General features: G+C 75.1%; 25 protein-coding genes. 3 read left to right on the top strand and 22 right to left on the bottom strand.

Annotation, left to right across the window (positions count from 1 at the left end; all coding sequences use genetic code 11):
- Positions 1–2: 2 nt before the first annotated feature.
- Both ACI8AG_RS16275 and guaB read right to left on the bottom strand, forming a co-directional pair.
- Positions 3–1130: a GuaB3 family IMP dehydrogenase-related protein gene (locus ACI8AG_RS16275; protein WP_456597864.1), complete on the bottom strand. Its 1128-nt coding sequence runs from the start codon at positions 1128–1130 to the stop codon at positions 3–5.
- A 70-nt stretch (positions 1131–1200) separates the two neighbouring features.
- Positions 1201–2715 carry an IMP dehydrogenase gene (gene guaB, locus ACI8AG_RS16280; RefSeq protein WP_456590406.1) on the bottom strand — a complete coding sequence of 505 codons (1515 nt, stop codon included), beginning with the start codon at positions 2713–2715 and terminating at the stop codon, positions 1201–1203.
- A 136-nt stretch (positions 2716–2851) separates the two neighbouring features.
- On the opposite strand from guaB, the gene ACI8AG_RS16285 reads away from it, so the two are divergent.
- Positions 2852–3250, top strand: a complete 399-nt coding sequence (locus ACI8AG_RS16285; protein WP_456590407.1) for a DUF5319 family protein — start codon at positions 2852–2854, stop codon at positions 3248–3250.
- A gap of 288 nt (positions 3251–3538) precedes the next feature.
- On the opposite strand, the gene ACI8AG_RS16290 is transcribed toward ACI8AG_RS16285, so the two are convergent.
- Complete coding sequence (locus ACI8AG_RS16290; RefSeq protein ID WP_456597865.1) at positions 3539–4249, bottom strand: response regulator transcription factor; 711 nt, start codon at positions 4247–4249, stop codon at positions 3539–3541.
- A 362-nt stretch (positions 4250–4611) separates the two neighbouring features.
- Here ACI8AG_RS16290 and ACI8AG_RS16295 point away from each other — a divergent pair, with 362 nt between their 5' ends.
- Complete coding sequence (locus ACI8AG_RS16295) at positions 4612–4911, top strand: WhiB family transcriptional regulator (RefSeq protein ID WP_456597866.1); 300 nt, start codon at positions 4612–4614, stop codon at positions 4909–4911.
- A gap of 196 nt (positions 4912–5107) precedes the next feature.
- Here ACI8AG_RS16295 and groL read toward each other — a convergent pair whose 3' ends face one another.
- Positions 5108–6751, bottom strand: coding sequence for a chaperonin GroEL (gene groL, locus ACI8AG_RS16300; RefSeq protein ID WP_456597867.1), 1644 nt, complete (start codon positions 6749–6751; stop codon positions 5108–5110).
- A gap of 148 nt (positions 6752–6899) precedes the next feature.
- Complete coding sequence (gene groES / locus ACI8AG_RS16305) at positions 6900–7208, bottom strand: co-chaperone GroES (protein ID WP_014377938.1); 309 nt, start codon at positions 7206–7208, stop codon at positions 6900–6902.
- A 196-nt stretch (positions 7209–7404) separates the two neighbouring features.
- Here groES and ACI8AG_RS16310 point away from each other — a divergent pair, with 196 nt between their 5' ends.
- Positions 7405–8640, top strand: a complete 1236-nt coding sequence (locus ACI8AG_RS16310) for a THUMP-like domain-containing protein (protein ID WP_456597868.1) — start codon at positions 7405–7407, stop codon at positions 8638–8640.
- A 67-nt stretch (positions 8641–8707) separates the two neighbouring features.
- On the opposite strand, the gene tsaD is transcribed toward ACI8AG_RS16310, so the two are convergent.
- The 17 genes from tsaD to ACI8AG_RS16395 form a co-directional block, all read right to left on the bottom strand.
- Positions 8708–9742 (bottom strand): tRNA (adenosine(37)-N6)-threonylcarbamoyltransferase complex transferase subunit TsaD, encoded by a 1035-nt coding sequence (gene tsaD / locus ACI8AG_RS16315; protein WP_456597869.1) that lies wholly within the window; start codon positions 9740–9742, stop codon positions 8708–8710.
- 67 nt (positions 9743–9809) lie between these two features.
- Positions 9810–10265, bottom strand: coding sequence for a ribosomal protein S18-alanine N-acetyltransferase (rimI, locus tag ACI8AG_RS16320; protein ID WP_456597870.1), 456 nt, complete (start codon positions 10263–10265; stop codon positions 9810–9812).
- Positions 10262–10900, bottom strand: coding sequence for a tRNA (adenosine(37)-N6)-threonylcarbamoyltransferase complex dimerization subunit type 1 TsaB (tsaB, locus tag ACI8AG_RS16325; RefSeq protein ID WP_456597871.1), 639 nt, complete (start codon positions 10898–10900; stop codon positions 10262–10264). Before tsaB ends, rimI begins: the two co-directional genes overlap by 4 nt.
- A 6-nt stretch (positions 10901–10906) precedes the next feature.
- A complete protein-coding gene (locus ACI8AG_RS16330; RefSeq protein WP_456597872.1) occupies positions 10907–11296 on the bottom strand; it encodes a GNAT family N-acetyltransferase in 390 nt (129 codons plus the stop codon).
- Positions 11297–11435: 139 nt separating this feature from the next.
- Positions 11436–11882, bottom strand: a complete 447-nt coding sequence (locus tag ACI8AG_RS16335; RefSeq protein ID WP_456590416.1) for a GNAT family N-acetyltransferase — start codon at positions 11880–11882, stop codon at positions 11436–11438.
- Positions 11883–11923: 41 nt separating this feature from the next.
- A complete protein-coding gene (gene tsaE, locus ACI8AG_RS16340; protein ID WP_456590417.1) occupies positions 11924–12376 on the bottom strand; it encodes a tRNA (adenosine(37)-N6)-threonylcarbamoyltransferase complex ATPase subunit type 1 TsaE in 453 nt (150 codons plus the stop codon).
- Entirely contained in the window at positions 12373–13011 is a 639-nt protein-coding gene (locus tag ACI8AG_RS16345) for a uracil-DNA glycosylase (protein WP_456590418.1), read from the bottom strand. The genes tsaE and ACI8AG_RS16345 overlap by 4 nt, the downstream gene beginning before the upstream one ends.
- 44 nt (positions 13012–13055) lie before the next feature.
- Positions 13056–14297 carry an alpha/beta fold hydrolase gene (locus ACI8AG_RS16350; RefSeq protein WP_456597873.1) on the bottom strand — a complete coding sequence of 414 codons (1242 nt, stop codon included), beginning with the start codon at positions 14295–14297 and terminating at the stop codon, positions 13056–13058.
- Complete coding sequence (gene alr, locus ACI8AG_RS16355) at positions 14297–15433, bottom strand: alanine racemase (protein WP_456597874.1); 1137 nt, start codon at positions 15431–15433, stop codon at positions 14297–14299. Before alr ends, ACI8AG_RS16350 begins: the two co-directional genes overlap by 1 nt.
- A complete protein-coding gene (locus ACI8AG_RS16360) occupies positions 15430–16896 on the bottom strand; it encodes an NAD(P)H-hydrate dehydratase (RefSeq protein WP_456597875.1) in 1467 nt (488 codons plus the stop codon). The genes alr and ACI8AG_RS16360 overlap by 4 nt, the downstream gene beginning before the upstream one ends.
- Positions 16893–17279, bottom strand: coding sequence for a holo-ACP synthase (locus ACI8AG_RS16365; RefSeq protein WP_456597876.1), 387 nt, complete (start codon positions 17277–17279; stop codon positions 16893–16895). The genes ACI8AG_RS16360 and ACI8AG_RS16365 overlap by 4 nt, the downstream gene beginning before the upstream one ends.
- 78 nt (positions 17280–17357) lie before the next feature.
- Entirely contained in the window at positions 17358–19235 is a 1878-nt protein-coding gene (gene glmS, locus ACI8AG_RS16370; RefSeq protein ID WP_456597877.1) for a glutamine--fructose-6-phosphate transaminase (isomerizing), read from the bottom strand.
- 84 nt (positions 19236–19319) lie between these two features.
- Entirely contained in the window at positions 19320–20666 is a 1347-nt protein-coding gene (gene glmM, locus ACI8AG_RS16375; protein WP_456590424.1) for a phosphoglucosamine mutase, read from the bottom strand.
- A 20-nt stretch (positions 20667–20686) separates the two neighbouring features.
- Entirely contained in the window at positions 20687–21106 is a 420-nt protein-coding gene (gene rpsI / locus ACI8AG_RS16380; RefSeq protein WP_456590425.1) for a 30S ribosomal protein S9, read from the bottom strand.
- Positions 21103–21546: a 50S ribosomal protein L13 gene (gene rplM / locus ACI8AG_RS16385; RefSeq protein WP_456590426.1), complete on the bottom strand. Its 444-nt coding sequence runs from the start codon at positions 21544–21546 to the stop codon at positions 21103–21105. The genes rpsI and rplM overlap by 4 nt, the downstream gene beginning before the upstream one ends.
- 270 nt (positions 21547–21816) lie before the next feature.
- Complete coding sequence (locus ACI8AG_RS16390; RefSeq protein WP_456590427.1) at positions 21817–22302, bottom strand: beta-class carbonic anhydrase; 486 nt, start codon at positions 22300–22302, stop codon at positions 21817–21819.
- Positions 22295–23305 (bottom strand): PfkB family carbohydrate kinase, encoded by a 1011-nt coding sequence (locus ACI8AG_RS16395; RefSeq protein WP_456597878.1) that lies wholly within the window; start codon positions 23303–23305, stop codon positions 22295–22297. The genes ACI8AG_RS16390 and ACI8AG_RS16395 overlap by 8 nt, the downstream gene beginning before the upstream one ends.
- Positions 23306–23350 lie beyond the last annotated feature (45 nt).

Consider the following 23350-nt stretch of genomic DNA (forward strand, 5'->3'; position numbering starts at 1 on the left):
GCTCAGCCGCCGATCACGAGGTCGACCCGCTGGAACTCCTTGAGGTCGGAGTAGCCGGTCTTGGCCATGGTGCGGGCGAGCGCCCCGAACAGGTTCGTCCGGCCGTCGGCGGAGTCCGCTGGGCCGAGCAGCACCTGCTCCAGCGATCCCGAGGGCTCGACGGGCGCCGACGCTGCGCCGCGCGGCAGACGGGGGTGGGCGGCCACCGAGTCCCACCACACGCCACCGGCCGGCGCCTCGGCGGCCACCCGCAGCGGCTCGCCCAGCTGGACGGCGTCGGCACCGCAGGCGAGCGCGCGGGCGATGGCACCGCTGGTCTCGATCCGGCCGTTCGCGATGACGTGCACGTACCGGCCACCGGTCTCGTCGAGGTAGTCGCGGCGGGCGGCGGCGGCGTCGGCGATGGCGCTGGCCAGGGGCACGCGGATGCCCATGACCGCGTCGGTCGTCGAGTAGGTGTCACCGCCCACTCCGACGATGACGCCGGCCGCGCCGGTCCGCATCAGGTGCAACGCGGTCGTGTAGTTGGCCGCGCCACCTACGATCACCGGGACGTCGAGGTCGGCGATGAACTCCTTGAGGTTGAGCGCGTCGCCCTGGCTGGTCACGTGCTCGGCGGACACGATCGTGCCCTGGATGACGAGCAGGTCCACCCCCGCCGAGAGCGCGGCCGGGGCCAGCTGCTCGGTGTGCTGCGGGGAGATCCGGATCGCCGTCGTCACCCCCGCGTCGCTCATCTCCTTGATGCGGGCGGCGATGAGGTCGGGCTTGACCGGCTCGGCGTAGACCTTCTGCAGCAGCGCCACCGGCGGAGCGCCGGCCGCGGCCGCCTCGGCGATCTCGCGGTAGACCGGCGCCGGGTCGTCGTAGCGGGCCCACAGCCCCTCGCCGTTGAGCACCCCCAGGCCACCCGCGCGCCCCACGGCGATCGCCGTCGCCGGGCTGACGACGGCGTCGCTCGGGCTGGTCACCAGCGGGAGGTCGAACCGGAAGGCGTCGATCTGCCAGGCGGTGGAGACGTCGTCGACGTCACGGGTCCGCCGCGAGGGGACGATGGAGACCTCGTCCAGGTCGTAGCCCCGGCGGGCGAAGCGGTTCAGCCCGATCTCGACGGTGTCGCGCACGTTCATGCCCAGCGTCCCCGGTGGTTCGGTGCCTCGACGGGCTGACTGGATGACATGTGCCGTTCGCTCATCTCGGTCACCGACCCCGGTAGTTGGGGGCTTCGACGGTCATCTGGATGTCGTGGGGGTGGCTCTCCACCAGGCCCGCGGAGGTGATGCGGGTCAGCTGCCCGCGCTCCTTGAGGTCGGCGATGGTGGCCGCTCCGGCGTAGCCCATGGAGGCCTGCAGGCCACCCACGAGCTGGTGCGCCACGCCGGCCAGCGCGCCGCGGTAGGGCACCTGGCCCTCGATGCCCTCCGGCACGAGCTTGTCGTCGGAGAGGACGTCGTCGGCGAAGTACCGGTCGCGGCTGAACGACTGGTTGCCGCGCTTCTGCATGGCGCCCAGGCTCCCCATGCCCCGGTAGGTCTTGTACTGCTTGCCGTTCATGAAGACCAGCTCGCCCGGTGCCTCCTCGACGCCGGCGAACAGACCACCGATCATCACCGTGTCGGCGCCGGCCACCAGGGCCTTGGCGATGTCGCCGGAGTACTGCAGCCCGCCGTCGGCGATGACCGGGACCCCCGCCGGGCCGGCGGCCAGCCACGCCTCGTAGATGGCACTGATCTGCGGGACGCCGACGCCGGCGACCACGCGGGTGGTGCAGATCGAACCCGGTCCGACGCCGACCTTGACCGCGTCGACCCCGGCGTCGACCAGTGCCTGCGCACCGGCGCGGGTGGCGACGTTGCCGCCGACGACCTCCACCCCGGCATCGCCGCCGAACTCCTGCTTCACGCGGGCGACCATCTCCAGCACCGCGCGCTGGTGGCCGTGCGCGGTGTCGACGACGAGCACGTCGACGCCGGCGTCGACCAGCAGGCCGGCCCGCTTGTAGGCGTCCTCGCCGACGCCCAGCGCCGCCCCGACGACCAGTCGCCCGTCGGCGTCCTTGGTGGAGTTCGGGAACTGGTCGCGCTTGACGAAGTCCTTCACGGTGATCAGCCCGCGCAGCCGGCCGGCGTCGTCGACCAGCGGCAGCTTCTCGATCTTGTGCTGGGAGAGCAGGCCCAGGGCGGTGTCCGGGTCGACCCCGACCGGCGCGGTGACCAGCGGCATCGGCGTCATGACGTCGCGCACGAGCCGGTTCATGTCGGTCTCGAAGCGCATGTCCCGGTTGGTGACGATGCCGAGCAGGACGCCGTCGGCGTCGACGACCGGCGCACCGGAGATGCGGTAGCGCGCCGAGAGCGCGTCGACCTCGGCGAGCGTGTTGTCGGGCGAGCAGGTGACCGGGTTGGTGACCATCCCGGCCTCCGACCGCTTGACCAGGTCGACCTGGCCGGCCTGCTCCTCGGCGGAGAGGTTGCGGTGCAGCACGCCCATGCCGCCGACCCGCGCCATGGCGATCGCCATGCGGGCCTCGGTGACGGTGTCCATCGCGCTGGACAGCAGCGGGACCGCCAGGGTGATGCGCCGGGTCACCCGGCTGCTGGTGTCCACCTCCGCCGGGACGACGTCGGACGCCCCGGGGATGAGCAGGACGTCGTCGTAGGTGAGACCGAGGCGGGCGAACTTCGCCGGCAGCTCGGTCACGGAGTCGGGCTGCATGTGCGCGGCCACCCTTCGGCGCGGATCGGGTCGGACACCGGTCGACACACCTCACGGGCGCGCGGGACCTGCCCCGATCGTAGGCGGCGGCGCGGAGGGGGCGGTGCGCCGCCCGCTCGGCGGCTACCGTGTGACCGTGTCTTCGTTCGACGACGCCTTCGGGCCGGACTTCAGTTCCGCCGACGGCCCAGCCCCTCCGCCGCTCTCGATGGAGGAGCGGGCCGGGGTCCTCGACGACCTGGCCGAGCTCGAGGTCTTCCGCACCCTCCTGGAGCCGACCGGCATCAAGGGCATCGTGGTCGACTGCCCTGACTGCGAGGAGGAGCACCACGTCGACTGGGCGCTGATGCAGGCGAACCTGCGCCAGCTGCTGGACGAGGGGCAGACCGGCCGGCACGAGCCGCCGTTCGACCCGAACCCCGACGACTACGTCAGCTGGGACTACGCCAGCGGGTACGCCGACGGTGTCGCGGCGCTCGCCGAGCGGGACGAGCCCAGCGGCCGGCGCACCGGGCGCCACGCCCGCGACGACTGAGCTGTGACACTGCGGTCCTCCGGACCGCACCGCGGCCACTTGCCGTCCCCCAGCTGGGCTGAGCGCGTCCGTCGCGCCTGCGCAGACCCTCCGGGCCCACTCGGCGCCACCACACCGCGGCCAGGTGCCGTCCCCCTGCCGAGCTGAGCGCGTCCGTCGCGCCTGCGCGGACCCTCCGGGCCGGGCGCCGTTCCCCCGAGGGCGTGAATGCCTCCGTCGAGAACGCGTCGAGGGCCCTCTCCCGGCTCAGGAGACGGCCCTCAGCGCGTGCGTCGGTCGGGTGACCGCTCAGGTCATGATGCCGCGGCGGAAGCCGGTGGCCACCGCCTCGGCGCGGTCCTTGGCGCCCAGCTTCCGGAACAGCCGCCGGGCGTGGGTCTTGATGGTGTCCTCGGACAGGTAGAGCTCCCGGCCGATCTGGGCGTTGCTCTTGCCCTGGCTCATCCCGGTGAGCACCTGCATCTCGCGCATGGACAGCGCCACGGCCGGGGCGGCATCACGCACGGTGGACCGCACCGTGGTGGGCGCGGAGCCGGCGAGCGGCGCCGCACCGCTCCACGCGGCCACGGAGGCCGTCGCCTGCTGCGGGAGCCGGCCGTCGGCACGCAGCCCCACGCGGGAGAGCCCGAGCCCCATCTCGATCGGGGTGGCGTCCCAGCGCAGGTAGCCGCGGGCCCCGAAGGCCACGGCAGCCCGCACGCTGTCGGCGTCATCGGGAGCGCCGAGCACCAGCACCGGGAGCCCCGGGTGGGACCGGAGCGCCTGCGTGGCGGCGGACAGCCCGGTGTCCACGGCCCGCTGGGTGCCCACGACGAGCACGTCGGGGGTGCGGGTGGCGAGGCGGGCCATGAGCGACTGCGCGTCGCCGACCACCTCCACCCGGCCGACGAAGGGCAGGGCGACCAGCCGCGAGGCGACGTCGTCACGGACCCGCCGTCGCTCGTCGTACACCCACACGGTCGCGCCGTGCACGGGTGCGCGCATCCTGTCGTCGATCACGCCTGCTCCTCGCTCTCCCCGGCCGCGCGGCGGCCGGGTCCCCCCGCCGGCCGGGGAAGGCACCCGGCCGGGTGTCGCTCGGGTGGAGGGCCCACCGGGCCCCCCACCTCCGCGCTGGTCACGCGACCGGTCCGGGTTTCTCCCCCTCCCGGACGCCAGCGCGACCTGGAGCCACCTTGATCGACTCCCGACCGGGGGAACAGACGCCCTCACCCCCGGGGGTGAGCGCCGCACGCGGAGGTGACGCAGGGCACACCTGGGAAAAGTTGCGAATCGGCTGTGTTTGGACGTGGGACGGCGAGGGCACCGGGCCCCTTGCAGCCGGACAGCCCCCTCCGGCTCAACCGAGTCCTGGAGGAGACATGGCCGACATCCGCAGACTCCCGACGCCCGTGGCCGAGGTCTGGGACTGGCAGCTGCACGGCGCCTGCCGTGGCGAGAACACGTCCCTCTTCTTCCACCCCGACGGCGAGCGGGGGCCGGCCCGGGCGCGACGGCAGTCAGCGGCGAAGGCCGTCTGCGCGCGCTGCCCGGTCGTCGACGCGTGCCTCAAGCACGCGCTGGCCGTCCGCGAGCCCTACGGGGTCTGGGGCGGGATGAGCGAGGAGGAGCGGGCCCGGCTGATCGCCACCGAGCCCGCCGCCGTGGCCGCGGGGGTGTAGCACCCCGCCACGAACGCCGAGAGGGCCCGGTCCAGGAAGTCCTGGACCGGGCCCTCTCGTGTGCCCGGACGGCGCGAGCACCGTCCGGGCTCAGCCGGTGGGGTCCTGGCTCACGGTCGACGGTGAGCCAGGACCCCCGACCCCGTCCAAAGGCTCGCCGCGAGCGTGCGAGCGGCGAGGAGGACGGGGTCCATTCTCAGTGGCTGTGCCCGTGGCCGTGCGAGTGGCCGTGGGTGTGGTGCCCACCGGCGTCGTGGTCGTGCTCCTCCTCGGGAGCCTCGACGACGGCGGAGTCGGTCGTCAGGACCATCGCCGCGATCGAGACGGCATTGCCCAGCGCGGCCTTGGTGACCTTCACCGGGTCGATGACCCCCTGCCCGGCCAGGTCGCCGTACTCACCGGTCGCGGCGTTGAAGCCGTTCCCGGTGCCGAGGTCGCGCACCTTGGCGACGACGACGCGGCCCTCGAACCCGGCGTTGTCGGCGATCTGCACCAGCGGGGCCTCCAGCGCGGTGCGGACGGCGCGCGCGCCGGTCAGCTCGTCGCCGGTCAGCTCGAGGGCGTCGATCGCGCTCGCGGCGTGCACCAGCGCCGAGCCACCGCCGGGGATCACGCCCTCTTCCACCGCCGCGCGGGTGGCGGCGATGGCGTCCTCGATGCGGTGCTTGCGCTCCTTGAGCTCCACCTCGGTGGCCGCGCCGACCCGGATGACGCCGATGCCGCCGGCCAGCTTGGCCAGCCGCTCCTGCAGCTTCTCGCGGTCCCAGTCGGAGTCGGTCGCGTCGATCTCGCGGCGGATCTGCGCGACGCGGTCGCCGATGGTCTCCGACGTGCCGCCGCCGTCGACGATGGTCGTCGCGTCCTTGGTCACGGTGACCCGGCGCGCGGTGCCGAGCACCTCCAGGCCCACCTGGTCGAGCTTGAGGCCGACGTCCTCGCTGACCACCTGACCGCCGGTGACGACGGCGAGGTCGGTCATGAACGCCGTGCGCCGGTCGCCGAAGTAGGGCGACTTCACGGCGACGACCTTGATGGTCTTGCGGATCGAGTTGACGACCAGCGTGGACAGCGCCTCGCCCTCGACGTCCTCGGCGACGATCAGCAGCGGGCGGCCGCCGGTCGACAGCACCTTCTCCAGCAGCGGCAGCAGGTCGGCCAGAGCACTGATCTTGCCGCTGACCAGCAGCACGAGGGCGTCCTCGAGGACGGCCTCCATGGCCTCGGGGTCGGTGACGAAGTACGGCGAGAGGTAGCCCTTGTCGAACTGGACGCCCTCGGTGACGTCGAGCTCGGTGTCCAGGGTGTTGCTCTCCTCGACGGTGATGACGCCGTCCTTGCCGACGCGCTCCATCGCCTCGCCGATCAGCTCGCCGACCTCGGCGTCCTGGGCAGAGATGGTGGCGACACCCGCGATCGCGTCGCGCTTCTCGACCGGGATGGCGGCGGCGTCGAGCGCGGCGTGCACGGCGTCGACCGCGGCACGCATACCGCGGCCCAGCGCCATCGGGTTGGCCCCGGCGGCGACGTTGCGCATGCCCTCGTGCACCAGCGCCTGGGCGAGCACGGTGGCGGTGGTGGTGCCGTCGCCGGCGACGTCGTTGGTCTTGGTCGCGACGCTCTTCGCCAGCTGGGCGCCGAGGTTCTCGTACGGGTCCTCGAGCTCCACCTCGCGGGCGATGGTGACGCCGTCGTTGGTGATGGTGGGAGCGCCGAACTTCTTGTCGATGACGACGTTGCGGCCACGCGGGCCGATCGTCACCTTCACGGCGTCGGCGAGCTTGTCGACACCGCGCTCGAGGGCGCGGCGCGCATCCTCGTTGAACTTGATGATCTTGGCCATGGGCCCTTCCGATCAGGGAGTGCTGGGCGAAGACGACCGCCCCGGGACCCGGTGTTCGGGTCGCCGGGGCGGACGCAACGTGCTGGAACGGCCCCCTCGCAGGGCCCCGCGGCGAGCGGAGCGAGGCGTGGGGGGCGAGGGGGTCCTTCTACTTCTCCACGACGGCGAGCAGGTCGCGGGCGGAGAGCACGAGGTACTCCTCGCCGGCGTACTTGACCTCGGTGCCGCCGTACTTCGAGTAGATGACCACGTCGCCGACGTTCACGTCGAGCGGAACGCGGTTGCCGTTGTCGTCGATGCGGCCGGGGCCGACGGCGACGACGGTGCCCTCCTGGGGCTTCTCCTTGGCGGTGTCCGGGATGACCAGACCGGACGCGGTGGTGGTCTCGGCCTCGTTGGCCTGGACCACGACGCGGTCCTCCAGCGGCTTGATGCTGACCTTGGTAGCGGTCGTCACGTCGGTGACGCCCCCTTCGGTGTAGGACGGCAGGGATGTTCGATGCTGTGGCACGGGGTCCGGGCACCCGCCGTCGCGGGGGTCGGGCGCCAGCCCGTGTCGTTTGGCACTCTACCCAGGAGAGTGCCAGCCGCTCAACCCGGTCGCCGAGGTGGGTGACGTGGGGGCTGACCAGCCCGTGCGCCACCCTGTGCAGGTGGACCGGCCGACCGACGAGCAGACCGTCGAGACCGTGCGCCAGCTGCGCGCGCTGGTGACCCCGGAGGGCGCCAGGGCGCTGTCGCGCGCGGCGACGCTGCTGGACGAGGGGACCGATGCGGTCACCGCGCTGACGCGGCTGCGCGCCGAGGTGGGCACCGATCTCGCCGGGCCGGCATGGGGCATCGCCCGGCAGCGGCAGAAGGCGCGGCCGACGTTCGGGGCCGACGCGGACCGGATGCTGTTCACCGGCGACACCCTCGAGCAGGCAGGACGTCCGGAGCTCGCCTCCCGGCGCGCAGCCCGCCTGCTGGCCGGAGGGGCCGACTCCGTCGCCGACCTCGGGTGCGCCGCCGGCACCGACACGATCGCCCTCGCCCGCGCGGGCGCGCGGGTGCTCGCCGTCGACGTCGACCCGGTGGCGCGCGAGCTCACCGCCCTGAACGCCGAGGCGCTCGGCGTCGACGACGACGTCTGGGTGGTCGCCGGCGACGCGGTGGAGCTGGTGGCGGCCGCCCGTGGTGGGGAGGTGGCCGGGTGCGGGGCCGCCGTCCTGGACCCGGCCCGGCGGGCGGGTGGGCGGCGGCTGCTGGACCCCGACCGCTGGTCCCCGCCGTGGTCCACCGTCGTCCAGCTGCTGGACCGGGTGCCCACCTCGGTGGTGAAGGTGGCCCCCGGGCTCGACCACGAGCGGGTGCCCGACGGGGTCGAGGCCGAATGGGTGTCGGTCGGCGGTTCGATCGTCGAGGCGCTGCTGTGGGGCCGCGGGGTGTCGACGACGTGGCGTCGCGCCACCCTGCTGCGCGACGACGAGGTGCACGAGCTGACGGCGGACGCCGACCCCGGGCCCGCGCCGGCCGGCCCGGTGCGCGGCTGGCTGCACGAGCCCGACCCCGCCGTCATCCGCTCCGGCCTGGTGTCGCTCGTCGCCGCCGACCTCGGCGCGAACCTGGTCGACCCGACGATCGCCTACCTGACCTCCGACACCCGCGCGGACTCCCCCTGGGTCAGCTCCTACCGGGTCGACGAGGTGCTGCCGTTCAACCTGAAGAAGCTCAAGGCGCTGCTGCGGGAGCGCGGGGTGGGCCGGGTCGTGGTGAAGAAGCGCGGCTCGGCGATCGAGCCGGAGACCCTGGCCCGCCAGCTGCGCACCGACACCCCCGGCACCGCGATCGTCGTCGTCACCCGCGTCGCCGGGGCGCCCACCGTGCTCGTCTGCGACCTCACCACCTGACCAGCCGTCGGCCCCGGCCAGGGGCCCGCCCCGAGCCTGCGAGGGGTGGGGAGGGCGGGGTCCTCTCTCAGCGGCTGACGACGTCGATCGGCAGGGAGCTGTCCGCCCCGAGGTCCGGAGCGGACGGCGCCACCCCGGCGGCGACCAGCCGCGAACCGAGCGCCGCCACCATCGCGCCGTTGTCGGTGCAGAGCTTCGGGCTCGGCACCCGCAGCACGATGCCCGCCTTCGCGCACCGTTCCTCGGCCAGCGCGCGCAGCCGCGAGTTGGCCGCCACTCCCCCGCCCAGCACGAGGTGGTCGACGCCGTGGTCCCGGCAGGCGCGCACGGCCTTGGCGGTGAGCACGTCGGCGACCGCCTCCTGGAACGAGGCGGCCACGTCGGCCACCGGCACCGGCTCCCCGGCGCGCTCCCGGGCCTCGATCCACCGGGCGACGGCGGTCTTCAGCCCGGAGAAGGAGAAGTCGTAGGCAGGGTCGCGGGGTCCGGTGAGCCCGCGTGGGAACGCGATGGCGTGCGGATCCCCCTCGCGCGCGGCCCTGTCGATCGGCGGACCGCCCGGGAACGGCAGCCCGAGCACACGGGCGACCTTGTCGAACGCCTCCCCGGCCGCGTCGTCGATGGTGCGCCCCAGCGACTGCACCTCCTGCGCGAGGTCGGGCACCAGGAGCAGCGAGCTGTGGCCGCCGGAGACGAGCATCGCGATCGACGGCTCGGCGAGCGGCCCGTGCTGGAGCTCGTCGACGGCGACGTGCGCGGCCAGGTGGTTGACCCCGTAGAGCGGCTTCCCCAGCGCCAGTGCGTACGCCTTCGCGGCCGCGACCCCGACCAGCAGCGCGCCGGTCAGGCCGGGACCCGAGGTCACCGCCACCGCATCGACGTCGGAGGCCCGGACGCCTGCGTCGGCCAGCGCCCGGTGCACCGTCGGCACCATCGCCTCCAGGTGCGCGCGAGAGGCGATCTCCGGGACGACGCCGCCGAAGCGCTCGTGCTCGGCCATCGAGGTGGCCAGCGCATCGGCGAGGAGGGTGTGCCCGCGGACGATGCCGACGCCGGTCTCGTCGCACGAGGTCTCGAACCCGATGACCAGCGGCTCGCTCACGGCGTCCCTCCGTCACATGTCGCTCCCGCGGGGCGCTCCGCTCCTCGCTCGTTCCTCGCTGCGATGCTCACGCCCCTGTCCGCTCCCGCTTCATCACCACGGCGTCCGTGCCGCTCGGTTGGTAGTAGCCGCGCCGCCGGCCGATCTCGGCGAACCCGCGCCGCCGGTAGAGCCCCTGCGCCGTCTCGTTGTCCGCCCGCACCTCCAGCAGCACCACCGGGGCGCCGCGCCGGTCGGCCTCGGCCAGCAGCGCGTCGAGCAGCCGGGCCCCGATCCCCTCGCCCTGCCGGGTGCCGGTGACCCCGATCGTGGCCACGTGCGCCTCGTCGTCGTAGGCGATCAGCCCGGCGTAGCCGACGACCGCCCCCTCGTCCTCGGCCACCAGGTAGTGCCGGGTGTCGGTGCGCGCCAGCTCGTCCCGGTACATGGCGACCGTCCAGGTGTCGGGGGCGAAGAGCTCCTCCTCCAGCTCCATCACCGCGGGCAGGTCGGCCAGCCGCATCGGGCGCAGCCGGACGGTCACTTCTGCGACACCGCCTTGATCGAGCTGGGCGGGACGGCGTCGGGGCGGCGCAGGTACAGCGGCACCAGCGGTGCGGCGGACGACGGGTCGGCCAGCTGTGCCGCCGCGGCGCGCAGCAGCCCCGCCGTCGTCACCTCCGCCGGCTGCACGTCGGCACCGAGCCGCTCGGCGAACGCCGGGTCACCGACGAACGGCCCGGTCCGGCCGAGCTCCTCGGGGCGCTCGACGCCCGGGCCGTCGACCCGCCGGTCCTCGTCGTCGTAGGCGGCCCAGTAGACCTCCTTGCGGCGGGCGTCGGTGACCACCGTGCGGGCGCCCGAGCCGACGGCGTCCAGCGAGCAGACCCCCACGACCGGCAGGCCGCGCGCGTCCGCGATCGCCGCCGCGGTGACGATGCCGACCCGCAGACCGGTGAACGGCCCGGGGCCGAGCCCGGTGACGACCGCCTCGACGTCGCCCAGCGCGACACCGGCGTCGGCGAGCACGCCCTCGATCGCCGGGGTCAGCAGCTCGGCGTGCTTCGTGCCCGACGGGACGGCGCGCTCGGCGAGCACCTCCGTGCCGCCGTCAGGGGTCCACCGCGCGAGCCCCGCGACGAGCGTCGGGGTGGCGGTGTCGAGCGCGAGGACCAGCACGACCGCTCAGCGTAGGCGAGTGCCGGCGGCCACCTCGTAGACGATCTCGAGACCGTCCTCCTCGTCGACCTGCTCCCCCACGGCGACGAACCCCTCGCCGAGCACCAGGTCCCGCGAGGCGGTGTTCGCCGGGGCCACCGACGCGCGAACCGTGGTCACCGCCGGCTCGTCGGCCGCCCACGCCAGCAGCGCCCGCAGCGCCGCCCGCGCGTACCCCTGCCGCCGGTGCTCCGGATCGATCGAGTAGCCGACCTCCACCATGCCGGAGGCGTCCGGTGGCCCGTGGAAGCCGGCCCGGCCCACGGTCAGCTCCCGCCCCGGATCGCGGACCACCCGGGTGATCCAGCGGGCGCTGCCCGGGTCGGCCACCACCTGCTCGGCCCGGACCCTCCACACCCAGCGGCACTCCCGCCCGGCGAGGTAGGGGCTCAGGGCACCGGCGCCGCCGCCTCGGCCGCGGCCAGGTCCCCGTCGGCGAGCGCACGCAGCGCGGTCGGGCCGAGGGCGATGAGCTCCACAGCGGGAGGGCCCGGGGTCACAGCTCCTTCCGGAGGTGCACGTCGGCGGCGCCGGGCGTGGGCACGCCCTCCCAGCGGAAGATCTCGCGGTAGCCGTGCCGCTCGTAGAAGCCCGGCGCCTGGAAGGTGAACGAGGTGACGAACACGTGGGTACACCCCCGTGCCCGCGCCTCGGTCTCGAAGCTCGCCAGCAGCACTGCCCCCAGGCCGTCGCCACGGGACTCCGCGCGCACCCAGGTCATCCCGATGCCGGCGGCCACACCCCACGTCCAGCCGCTCAACCCCGCGGCGAGCTGTCCCGAGGGGTCGAGGACCTGCACGGTCAGCTCCCGGGCCGGCGCCACGGGCTCGGTCGCGGCCGCGTTGAACGCGTCGAGCTCGCCGGACAACCGCTGGTCCAGCTCCGGCAGCCCGTCGGCGACGACGGTGCGGTACGGCGCCGGGGGCGCACCAGGAGGGGTCACGGTGGCGGATCCTGCCACCCGACCCCGTGTGGCCGCCGGTGTCAGCTCGCGTCGAGCCGGGCCGCCCACCCCGGGCCGTGCGGCACGAGCAACGCGGTGCGGACGTCGTCGTCGCGCCGGTCCAGCCGCACCTCCAGGTGCTCGTCGGCCAGCTGCTCGACCAGCCCCTGCCCCCACTCGACGACCGTGACCGACTCCTCGGTCGAGGCGTCGAGGTCGAGGTCGTCGACGTCGGCGTGCCCGCCGAGCCGGTAGGCGTCCACGTGCACCAGCGGGATCCGCCCGCCGCGGTGCACCCGGGCGATGACGAACGTGGGCGAGGTGACCGGTTCCCGGACGCCGAGCCCGGCACCGATGCCCTGGGTGAGCGCCGTCTTGCCCGCGCCGAGCGGGCCGACCAGCACCAGCAGGTCGCCGGGGCGGGCGAGGGCGGCCAGCGCCTCGCCCAGGGCGTGGGTGTCGGCGAGCTCCGGCAGCACGTGCTCGCGCCTCACGCGACCTCCTCCAGCGCCCCGGCGACGGCGGTCAGGTCAGCCAGCAGCCCGGCGCGGGGGGCACCGTTCGGGCCGAACCGGATGGCGGCCGACGGGTGGTAGGTGGCCCAGACGGCGCGGCCGTCGACGTCGTGCGGGCGGCCGCGGACCGCCGCGAGCACCGTGCGCGGGCCGAGGAACCACTTGGCCGAGGAGAGCCCGAGCGCGACGACGACGGGCGTGTCGAGGAGCTCGAGCTGACGGCGGAGCCACCCGCTGCACCGCGCCACCTCGGCAGCCTTCGGTGTGCGGTTGGCCGGCGGCCGGCACTTCACGATGTTGAGCACGGCGGCCTCGGCCCGGGACAGCCCGGCCTCGGCCAGCAGCTGGTCCAGCAAGGCCCCCGACTTCCCGACGAACGGCCGGCCGGTCTCGTCCTCGGTCGCGCCCGGCGCCTCGCCGACCAGCACGAACCTGGGCCGGCCGCCGCGCGGGAGGTCCCCGACGACGACGTGCTGCCGGGCCGCGGCCAGCTCGGGGCACGCCACGCAGGAGCGGGCCACGTCCGCGAGGGCCGCCCAGTCCGCGGCCGCTGCCGCGGTGCGGGCGACCTCGTCGGCGGCGGCGTCGAGCCGGGGCGGACGGAGGGCGGCCACCCCCGCACCCTAACCGCGCCGGCAGGCCCGCTCCGGGGGCCGGGTCAGCTCGTCGCGCCCACGCCGAGCCCGGCGGCCACGCGCCGGAGCAGCCCGGCGATCGCCCGGCTCACCTGGTCGGGCTCCTCCAGGGGGACCATGTGCCCGGCCCCGGGGACGACGACGTAGTCGACGGCGTTCTCCCCCGTCGCGTCGAGCCGCTCCACGATGAGGTCGCTGTGCTCCTTGGGGATCATCCTGTCCCGGTCCCCGGTGAGCACCAGGGTCGGCACCCGGCGCAGCGGCTCCAGGCGACCGGTCTCGTCCAGGCCGGCGAGCGCCGGGTAGAACTCCGCGATGACGTCGACCGGGGTGCCGGCGATCATCGCGTCGACGTAGCGCACCAGCGCGGGGTCGACGTCGGACGAGCCGAACGAGAGCGCCCGGGTCGCCGCCGAGACGAGGTCGGCGGCCACCCGACGGGTGCGCTCGGCGAAGGCCGGCCGGCGGCGCATCGTCCAGGCGGCGACCGGCAGCACCGCGGCCCGCATCCGGGTGAGCATCTCGGGCAGGCCGAAGCTGAGGTCGGCGAGGTTGCCGCTCGAGGTGGAGACGAGTGCGACGCCGCGCACCCGGCTGCCGAACAGGTCGGGTCGCGTCGCGGCCAGGCCCATGATCGTCATCCCGCCCATGGAGTGACCGACGAGGACGATCGGTCCACGCGCCACCCGGGCGTCCAGGACCGCCACGAGGTCGGCCGCCAGCTGCTCGATGGTGGAGTGCTCGGCCGGGCCCCGGCCGGAGGAGCCGTGGCCGCGCTGGTCGTAGAAGACGAGCCGGGCCTGCGGTCGGTGCCCGTTCCCGGTGGCCAGCTCCGCGGCGAGGGCGCGTCGCTGGAACGCCCACGACGCCATCGAGAGCGTGTAGCCGTGCACGAAGACGACGGTCAGGGGTGCGTCGCGGGGCCCGATCTCCTCCACGGAGAGGAGCACGCCGTCGTCGGCGCGCACCAGTGCGGTGCGGTCGGCCGGGCGGGCGTCGGCGCCGAGCGGGTCGGCCTGCCGCAGCCGGCGCTCGGCCCGCGCGGCCGAGAGCTCGGCGGCGGGGCCGAGCTCGGCAGCGGGGCCGAGCTCGGCAGCGGGGCCGAGCTCGGCAGCGCGCACGCGGCGGGCCGCGACCCGGCTGAGCGCCACGCCGGCCGCGGTGCCGGCGGCGGCCAGCCCGACGACGGCACCCAGCAGGCCGGCGGCGTGCGCCGTGGGGTGCTTGTGCGGGGGCCGGGCCGGCCGCGAGCGGTTCCGCGCCATCAGACCGCCCCCGCCGACCCGACGTAGCGGCGGGTGAACCGCCCGCCGATCCGGGTGACCAGCTCGTAGTGGATGGTGCCGACGGCGTCCGCCCACTGCTGGGCGGTCGGCTCTCCACCGTCCCCCGGCCCCCAGAGGACCACCTCGTCGCCGGCCGCGATCGCGTCGTCGCCGACGTCCAGGACGAACTGGTCCATGCACACCCGGCCGGCGATGGTCCGCTGCCTACCGGCCGCCAGGACGGGGGCGGTGTTCCCACCGGCCCGCGGCACCCCGTCGGCGTAGCCGACGGGCACCAGGGCCAGCGTGGTCTCGCCGGCGGTCGCGTAGGTGTGCCCGTAGGAGACCCCGGCCCCGGCGGGGACGCGCTTGCTCAACGCCACCCGGGCCCGCACCGTCATCGCCGGCCGCAGGCCGTGGTCGGCGGCGTCCCCGCCGAGCGGATCCAGCCCGTAGACGGCGACGCCCGGGCGCACCATGTCGTACCAGGTCTCCGGCAGGGCGACCGTCGCCGCCGAGTTGGCCAGGTGCCGGCGGGCGTCGGTGAGCCCGGCCGCCCGGGCCACCGCGACCGCCTCCTCGAACACCCGCACCTGCGCGCCGATCGTGGGGTGGGTCGGCGCGTCGGCGTAGGCCAGGTGGCTCCACAGCCCCACGACCGCGACGTCGCCGTCGGCCTGGGCGCGGGCGGCCGCGGCCACGAGCGCCGGCCACTCGGCCATCGGGGCGCCCTCCCGGGAGAGCCCGGTGTCGACGAACAGGTGCAGCCGCGCGGTCCGGCCGGTCGCCCGGGCGCCGGCGACGACCTCGGCGAGGCCCCACGCGGCGTTGACCGACACCTCCACGTCCGCGGCCAGCGCAGCGGCGACGTCGGCGCCCGGGCCGTTGAGCCAGGCCAGCACCGGCGCGGTGACGCCCGCCGCCCGCAGGGCCAGCGCCTCGCCGATCACCGCCACGCCCAGCTGGTCGGCACCGCCGGCGAGCGCGGCCCGTGCCGAGGGGACCAGGCCGTGCCCGTACCCGTCGGCCTTGACGACCGCCATCAGCGGGCGGCCCACCCGTTCGCGCAGCACCGCGGTGTTCCCCGCGATCGCGTCGAGGTCGACGACCACCTCCGCACCGGTTCCGTTCGTCACGCCTCCGAGTCTGGCAGGCCGGCCGGCGAGGTCCCCCGGACCCGGCTGATCGCCTCGGGGAGGTGTCGTACGACGTCCCCGGCCAGGAACGGGCCCCCGGCCGCGGTGACCTGCCCGGCCCGCCCGTGGACGTGTGCGGCCACCGCGGCCGCCTCGGCCGCGGGCAGGCCCGCCGCCAGCAGCGCGCCGGCGATGCCCGAGAGCACGTCACCGGTGCCGGCGGTGGCCAGCCACGGGGTGCCGGTGCCGTTGACGAACGCGGCGCCCTCCGGATCGGCGACCACGGTGGCGTCGCCCTTCAACAGGACGACGGCGCCCAGGTCGGCCGCCAGCCGGCGGGTGGCCCCGAGGCGGTCGTCCCCGGGCTCGGCGCCGAAGCGGGCGAACTCCCGGTCGTGCGGGGTGAGCACGGTGGCGGCCGCCCGGCCGCGCACCAGCTCCGGCTCGCGGGCGAGCAGGGTCAGCCCGTCGGCGTCGACGAGCACGGGCAGGTCGGTGGCGAGCACCTCGGCGAGCACGCTCCGGGCGTCGTCACCGGTGCCCAGGCCCGGCCCGACCACCCACGCCTGGACGCGGCCGGCGTCCCCCGGCCGGCCGTCGGTGACGATCGCCTCCGGCCACGCGGCCCGGACGCCCTCGGCCGCCGTCCCGGCGTAGCGCACCAGCCCGGGACGGGTCCGCAGCGCCGCGCCGGTGCAGAGCACCCCGGCCCCGGGATAGGCGGCCGAGCCGGCGACCACGCCGACGACCCCCTGCGAGTACTTGTCGTCGTCGGCGTCGGGCAGCGGCAGCCGGGCGGCGACGTCGGCGTCGGTCAGCTGGCGGGCGGTCGGTGCCGGCAGGTGCGGCCCGAGCCCGATGTCGACCAGGTGCACCTGCCCGGCGCAGCCGCGCCCGGCCCCGACGACCAGGCCCGGCTTGACCGCCCCGAAGGTGACGGTGTGGGTCGCCGTGAAGGCGGCGCCCGGCACGGCACCGGTGTCGGCGTCCACGCCGCTGGGCAGGTCCACCGCGACCATGTGCGCCGGCCCGGCGGCGGCCCGCTCGACGAGTGCGGCGGCCGGCTGCCGCAGCCCGCCGGTACCGCCCAGGCCGACGATGCCGTCGAGCACCAGGTCGGCGCGGTCGAGCAGCGGATCGGCCGACCCGGCGTCGACGGTGCGGCCACCGGCCCGGCGGAAAGCGGCGAGCGCCGCCGGGTGCGTGCGGTCGGGAGCCAGCAGGACGGCGGTCGCGCGCGCCCCCCGCGCGGCGAGGCGGGCGCCGGCGAAGAGGGCGTCGCCCCCGTTGTTCCCCGCCCCGACCAGGACGGTGACCCGGGCGCCGTAGGGGCGGGCGAGCAGCCGCAGGCACACGGTGGCCAGCCCGGCGGCCGCGCGCTGCATGAGGGCGCCGTCGGGGAGGGTCGCCAGCAGCGGGGCCTCGGCCGCCCGGATCTCGGCGGCGGTGTGCAGACTGATCACTTCCCCTCCCGGGTCAGGCCCTCGGCGACGACCACCGCGGAGGCGATACCGCCGTCGTGGCTCAGCGAGACGTGCCACGACGTGACGCCCAGCTGGGCCGCTCGCCCGGCGACCGAGCCGCGGACGGCGAGCTGCGGCCGCCCGTGGGCGCCGACGGTCACCTCGGCGTCGTGCCAGTGCAGGTCACCGGGGGCGCCCAGCGCCTTGGCCAGCGCCTCCTTGGCGGCGAACCGGGCGGCCAGCGACTCCCCGGTCCGCGGCGCCCCGGAGGGGGTGCGCTGCTCGTCGGCGGTGAACAGCCGGTCGCGCAGCCCCGGCGTGCGGGTGAGCGACTGCGCGAAGCGCTCGACCGGCACGACGTCGATCCCCACCCCGATGATCACCGAGGCGACCGGATGGAACGGCCTCGATGCAGGGGCCCGCGGCGAGCGGAGCGAGTCGTGGGGGGCATCGAGGTCCTTCTACTCGACGGTGACGCTCTTGGCCAGGTTGCGCGGCTGGTCGACGTCGTACCCACGGGTGTCGGCGATCTCGCAGGCGAGCACCTGCAGCGGCACGGTCGTCACCACGGGGGCCATGAGGGTCGGCGTGCGCGGCACCCGGATCAGGTGGTCGGCGAACGGCACCACGTCGTCGTCGCCGTCCTCGGCGATCACGATCGTGCGCGCCCCGCGGGCCCGGACCTCCTGGATGTTGGACACGACCTTGCCGTGCACCGAGTTGCGGCTGCGCGGCGAGGGCACCACGACGACGACCGGGGTGCCCTGGTCGACGACGGCGATCGGCCCGTGCTTCAGCTCGCCCGCGGCGAAGCCCTCGGCGTGGATGTAGGCCAGCTCCTTGAGCTTGAGCGCGCCCTCCAGCGCCACCGGGAACCCCACGTGCCGGCCGAGGAACAGGATGGTGCCCGCGTCGGCGAGCGACCGGCCCAGCGCGCGCACCGGCTCCATCTGCTCCAGCACCTTCTCGACGGCGTCGGGCAGCTGCCGCAGGTCCTCGACGATCGCGGCGATCTCGTCCTCGTACTTGACCCCGCGCACCTGGGCCAGGAAGAGCCCGACGAGGTAGCAGGCGACGACCTGGGCGAGGAACGCCTTGGTCGACGCGACGGCGATCTCGGGGCCGGCGTGGGTGTACAGGACGGCGTCGGACTCCCGGGGGATGGTCGAGCCGTTGGCGTTGCAGATGGCGAGCACGCGGGCCTTCTGCTCCTTGGCGTGCCGCAGCGCCATGAGGGTGTCCATCGTCTCGCCGGACTGGCTGATGACGATGACCAGCGTGGAGCGGTCGAGCACCGGGTCGCGGTAGCGGAACTCGCTGGCGACCTCCACCTCGACCGGGATGCGGGTCCAGTGCTCGATGGCGTACTTGGCGATCAGGCCCGCGTGGTAGCTCGTGCCGCAGGAGACGACGAAGATCTTGTCGATGTCGCGGAGCTCCTGGTCCGACAGCCGGACCTCGTCGAGAACCAGCTCGCCGTTCTCGCCCAGCCGGCCCAGCAGGGTGTCGGCGATCGCCTGCGGCTGCTCGGCGATCTCCTTGAGCATGAACCAGTCGTAGCCGCCCTTCTCGGCGGCGGCGGCGTCCCAGTCGACCGTGTAGGCCGTGGGCTCGGCCGGCGCCCCGTCGAAGCCGGTCACCGTGAGCCCGCGGGTGCGGTCGATCTCGACCACCTGGTCCTGGCCGAGCTCCCGGGCCTCCTTGGTGTGCCCGATGAACGCCGCGACGTCGGAGCCCAGGAAGTACTCGGCCACGCCGTCGGCCGTCTCCCCGATGCCGACCACGAGCGGGCTGCTGCGCCGGGCGGCGACGAGGGTGTCGGGCTCGGCGACGTGGGTGGCGACGAGGGTGAACGCGCCCTCCAGCCGCCGGCAGACCCCGCGCATCGCCTCGGCCAGCCGGCCCGGCCCCTCCGGGGTCGCCCCGTAGACGGCGGCGAGCAGGTGGGCCACCACCTCGGTGTCGGTCTCCGACGTGAACTCCACGCCGGCGGCCTCGCACTCGGCCCGCAGCGCCGCGAAGTTCTCGATGATGCCGTTGTGGATCACCGCGACGGTCCCGTCACCGGAGACGTGCGGGTGGGCGTTCCGGTCGGTGGGGCCGCCGTGGGTCGCCCACCGGGTGTGCCCGATGCCGATCGTGGCGGCCGGCAGCGGCTCGTCGGCCAGCACCTTCTCCAGGTTGGCCAGCTTGCCGGCCTTCTTCGCCGTGCTCAGCTCACCGCCGGAGACCACGGCGATGCCCGCGGAGTCGTACCCGCGGTACTCGAGCCGGCGCAGCCCCTCCAGGACGACGTCCAGCGCGTCCTGAGGGCCGACGTATCCCACGATGCCGCACATTTCACCGAGAGTACCGGGGACCGTGGCCCGTTCGTCCCCCGCGCGCGACCGGTCCGCCCCGAGGGGTGAGGCCGGATCCAGCCGTCAGCCGACCGCGGCGACGACCTCCGCGAGCCGCTGGGCGACGGCGTCGGCCTGCTCCTGCGTGGGGGCCTCCACCATGACGCGGATCAGCTGCTCGGTGCCCGACGGGCGCAGCAGCACCCGGCCGCTGTCGCCCAGCTCCGCCTCCACCGCGTTGACCGCGGCGGCGACCTCGTCGCTCTCGGCCACGGCGAGGCGGTCGGAGACCGGCACGTTGACCAGCACCTGCGGCAGCCGCTGCACCACCGAGGCCAGCTCCGCCAGCGAGGCGCCGGTGCCGGCCATGCGGGAGAGCAGGGCCAGCCCGGTGAGCAGGCCGTCGCCGGTGGTGGCGTGCTCCAGGAAGACGAGGTGCCCGCTCTGCTCCCCGCCGAGGCTGAGGTCGTGGGCGCGCAAGGCCTCGAGCACGTAGCGGTCGCCGACGGCCGTCGTGCTCACGGTGATCCCGGCGTCGCGCATCGTGTGGTGGAACCCGAGGTTGCTCATCACCGTCGCGACGACCGTGTCGGACTTCAGCGCACCGCGCTCGTGCAGGTCCAGCGCACAGATGGCCAGGATGGCGTCGCCGTCGACGACGTCGCCGTCGGCGGTCACGGCGAGGCACCGGTCGGCGTCCCCGTCGTGGGCGAGCCCGATGTCGGCGCCGCGCGCCCGGACGGCCTCGACCAGCGGCCCGAGGTGGGTGGAGCCCACGCCGTCGTTGATGTTCCAGCCGTCGGGCGCGCAGCCGATCGCGTGCACCGTCGCGCCGGCCCGCCGGTAGACCTCGGGAGCGGCCGTGGCGGCCGCTCCGTGGGCGGCGTCCACGACGACGGACAGGCCGGTCAGCGGCCGGACGGCCGTGCCGAGCAGGTGCTCGACGTAGGCGTCGGTGCCGTCGTCGAGTGCGCGGACGCGGCCGACCCCGCCGCCGGTGGGGCGGTGGCCGTCGGAGGAGCCGGAGGCGACGGTCTGCTCGATGGCCGCCTCGACGGCATCGGGCAGCTTGTGCCCGCCCCGGCTGAAGAGCTTGATGCCGTTGTCGGGCATCGGGTTGTGGCTGGCCGAGATCATGACGCCGAGATCGGCGCCGCTGCGGCCGGTCAGCCAGGCCAGCGCCGGCGTGGGGACCACTCCGGCGAGGAGCACCTCGGCTCCGGCGCTCGTGAGGCCCGCGACGACCGCGGCCTCGAGCATCTCCCCGCTCGCACGGGGGTCGCGGCCGACGACCGCGACGGGACGCGAGGTCCCGTCGCGGTCGGCGAGCACGCCTGCGGCGGCGCGTGCCACCGAGAGGGCCAGCTCCGGCGTGAGGTCGGCGTTCGCCCGACCCCGGACGCCGTCGGTGCCGAAGAGTCTCCCCCCCATGGCCGACGCAGCCGTGCCGGTCAGCGCTTGGAGTACTGAGGCGCCTTGCGGGCCTTCTTGAGCCCGTACTTCTTGCGCTCCTTGACCCGCGGGTCACGGGTCAGGAAGCCGGCCTTCTTGAGGGCCGGGCGGTCCTCGCTCTCGACCTCGATGAGGGCGCGGGCGATGGCCAGGCGCAGCGCGCCGGCCTGGCCCGTGACGCCACCACCCTTGAGGAGGCCGACGACGTCGTACTGCTCGGCCTTCTCGAGGGTCACGAACGGCTCACGGATGAGCTGCTGGTGCACCTTGTTCGGGAAGTACTCCTCGAGGGTGCGGCCGTTGAGCTTGAACTGGCCGGTGCCGGGGAGCAGCCGCACGCGGACGACTGCCTCCTTGCGCCGGCCGACGGTCTGCACCGGACGCCCCTCGGCGTCGGTCACGGTCAGTGCGCTGGTCACTGGGCCACCTGCTTGATCTCGTAGGTCTGGGGCTGCTGCGCGGCGTGCGGGTGCTCCGGGCCGGCGTAGACCTTGAGCTTCTTGATCATCTGCCGACCGAGGCTGTTATGCGGCAGCATGCCCTTGATCGCGCGCTCGATGACGCGGTCGGGGTGCGTGCGCAGCTGGTCGCCCACGTTGATGGTCTTGAGGCCACCCGGGTGGCCGGAGTGCCGGTAGGCGCGCTTGTCCTCGCGCTTGGACCCGGTCAGGGCGACCTTGCCGGCGTTGACGATGACGACGAAGTCGCCGACGTCCACGTGCGGGGCGTACTGGGGCTTGTGCTTGCCGCGCAGGAGCTGCGCGGTCTGGCTGGCGAGTCGACCGAGCACCACGTCCGTGGCGTCGATGACGTGCCAGGCCCGGGCGACCTCGCCGGGCTTGGGGGTGTACGTGCGCACGGCGCGCGTCCTCCGTCGTCGTCGGGATGGCTGGTGGGATCGCCTCGCCGAGCACGGGAGACGGTTCTGCACGCGCGGCACCAGCCGGCACGCGCGCCAACCGAGCACGATACCAGTCGAAGGACCCCTGTCCTCCTCACCCCTCGCAGGCTCGGGGCGAGCCTCTGGACGGGGGCCGTTCCAGCGCGTCACCGGGACCCTGGACGGAGGCCGTTCCAGGACGTCACCAGGCCCAGGGCGGGATCCTGGACGGGGGCCGCTGACGGACGGTTACCGGACTTCGCGCAGCCGCCCGGTGTCGACGTCGTAGACGGTCCCCCGCACCTCGCGCGACAGGAGGTAGGGGCAGTCCCGCAGCAGCCGCATCGACTCGCGGACGTCGGCGTCGACGTCGGTGAACGTGCGCGCCGACCACGGCGGACGGCGGCCGGTGGCCTGCTCGACCCGGTCGGCGAAGTCGACGTCGTTGCTCTTCTGCAGCCCGCAGTCGGTGTGGTGGACCAGCACGATCTCCCGGGTGCCGAGCAAGTGCTGCGAGATGGTCAGCGACCGCACGGTGTCCTCGGTGACGACGCCGCCGGCGTTGCGGATGACGTGCGCGTCACCGACCTCCAGACCCAGGAGGGGGAACAGCGGCATCCGGGAGTCCATGCACGCCACGACGGCGACCTTCCGGGCCGGGGCCACCGGCTTGCTGCCGGGGAACCGCTCAGCCCACTCCGCGTTCGCTTCGAGCATCCGGTCGATCTCAGCCACGACCGGACGATAACCGGACTCCCAGGCGTCCGCGCTCGCGGGCGACCACGTCGGCCAGCACCGCCGGGTCCAGCGCCGGCCTGCCCCCTGCGTGCGAGACCGTCGCGGCCGCCGCCGCGGCGGCGAGCCAGGCCGCGTCCTCGGGGCCGCCCCTGCCGAGCAGCGCGGCGACGAGCGCCGCCACCCACACGTCCCCGGCTCCGGTCGGGTCGACCGGCGCCTCCCCGAGCAGCGGCACGACGAGCTCGCCATCGGCCCACGCCGGGTCGACCTCGCGCTCCCCCGCCGCGACGCCGAGGGCCGGTCCGGACCGCCAGGCCACCAGGTCGCCCTGCTTCCCCACCGCCATCGCCACCAGCCGGGGGCCCGCCGCCAGCAGCTGCGCCGCGGCGTCGCGGGCGTCCTCCACACGGGGCAGCGGGCGGCCGACCAGGAGCTCGGCCTCGGTGGCGTCGGCCCGGACGACGTCCGCGCGGGCGAGCACCGCCTCCCTCGTCGCCGGGTCCTCCGCGGCGCCGTCGGCCACCACGAGGGCCGTCCGGGGGACGCGCGCCAGCGCCGCGCGCACCGCCGCGCCGGGCTGCTGCAGCTGCAGGCTCAGCACCTGGCAGGCCGCCAGCTGCTCGGCCGCGCCGGCCACGTCGGCGGGGGTCAGCAGCGCGCCGGGCGGCACGTCCTCGACCAGCCGCCGGCGGCCGCCGTCCTCCACCAGGTCGAGCAGCAGCGCGGTGGGCGTGCCCGGCCGGGTGACGACGCCGGAGACGTCGATCCCGTCGGCGGCGGCCTGCGCCCGCACGTCGCGTCCCGCGGCGTCGTCGCCGACGACGCCGACCAGCGCCACCGGGACGCCGAGCTGGGTCAGCGCGACCGCCTGGTTCGCCCCCTTCCCGCCGAGCAGCTCCCGGCGCCCCGTGGCCGGGGCCGACCCACCGGCCGCGGGCACCCGCGAGAGCCGGAGCACCAGATCGCGGCCGATCTGGCCCAGCACGACCACCGCTGCCATCCACGCGCCCCCTTCCACCGCCGGTGGCGGGCACGCGGCGATGGG

Source organism: Blastococcus sp. SYSU DS0552, assembly GCF_054050815.1.

Bases quoted from the DNA above. Each gene is read 5' to 3' on its own strand.
- ACI8AG_RS16275 (WP_456597864.1), bottom strand. From the start codon at position 1,130: ATGAACGTGCGCGACACCGTCGAGATCGGGCTGAACCGCTTCGCCCGC.
- guaB (WP_456590406.1), bottom strand. From the start codon at position 2,715: ATGCAGCCCGACTCCGTGACCGAGCTGCCGGCGAAGTTCGCCCGCCTC.
- ACI8AG_RS16295 (WP_456597866.1), top strand. From the start codon at position 4,612: ATGGCCGACATCCGCAGACTCCCGACGCCCGTGGCCGAGGTCTGGGAC.
- groL (WP_456597867.1), bottom strand. From the start codon at position 6,751: ATGGCCAAGATCATCAAGTTCAACGAGGATGCGCGCCGCGCCCTCGAG.
- ACI8AG_RS16350 (WP_456597873.1), bottom strand. From the start codon at position 14,297: ATGGCGCGGAACCGCTCGCGGCCGGCCCGGCCCCCGCACAAGCACCCC.
- glmS (WP_456597877.1), bottom strand. From the start codon at position 19,235: ATGTGCGGCATCGTGGGATACGTCGGCCCTCAGGACGCGCTGGACGTC.
- glmM (WP_456590424.1), bottom strand. From the start codon at position 20,666: ATGGGGGGGAGACTCTTCGGCACCGACGGCGTCCGGGGTCGGGCGAAC.
- ACI8AG_RS16395 (WP_456597878.1), bottom strand. From the start codon at position 23,305: ATGGCAGCGGTGGTCGTGCTGGGCCAGATCGGCCGCGATCTGGTGCTC.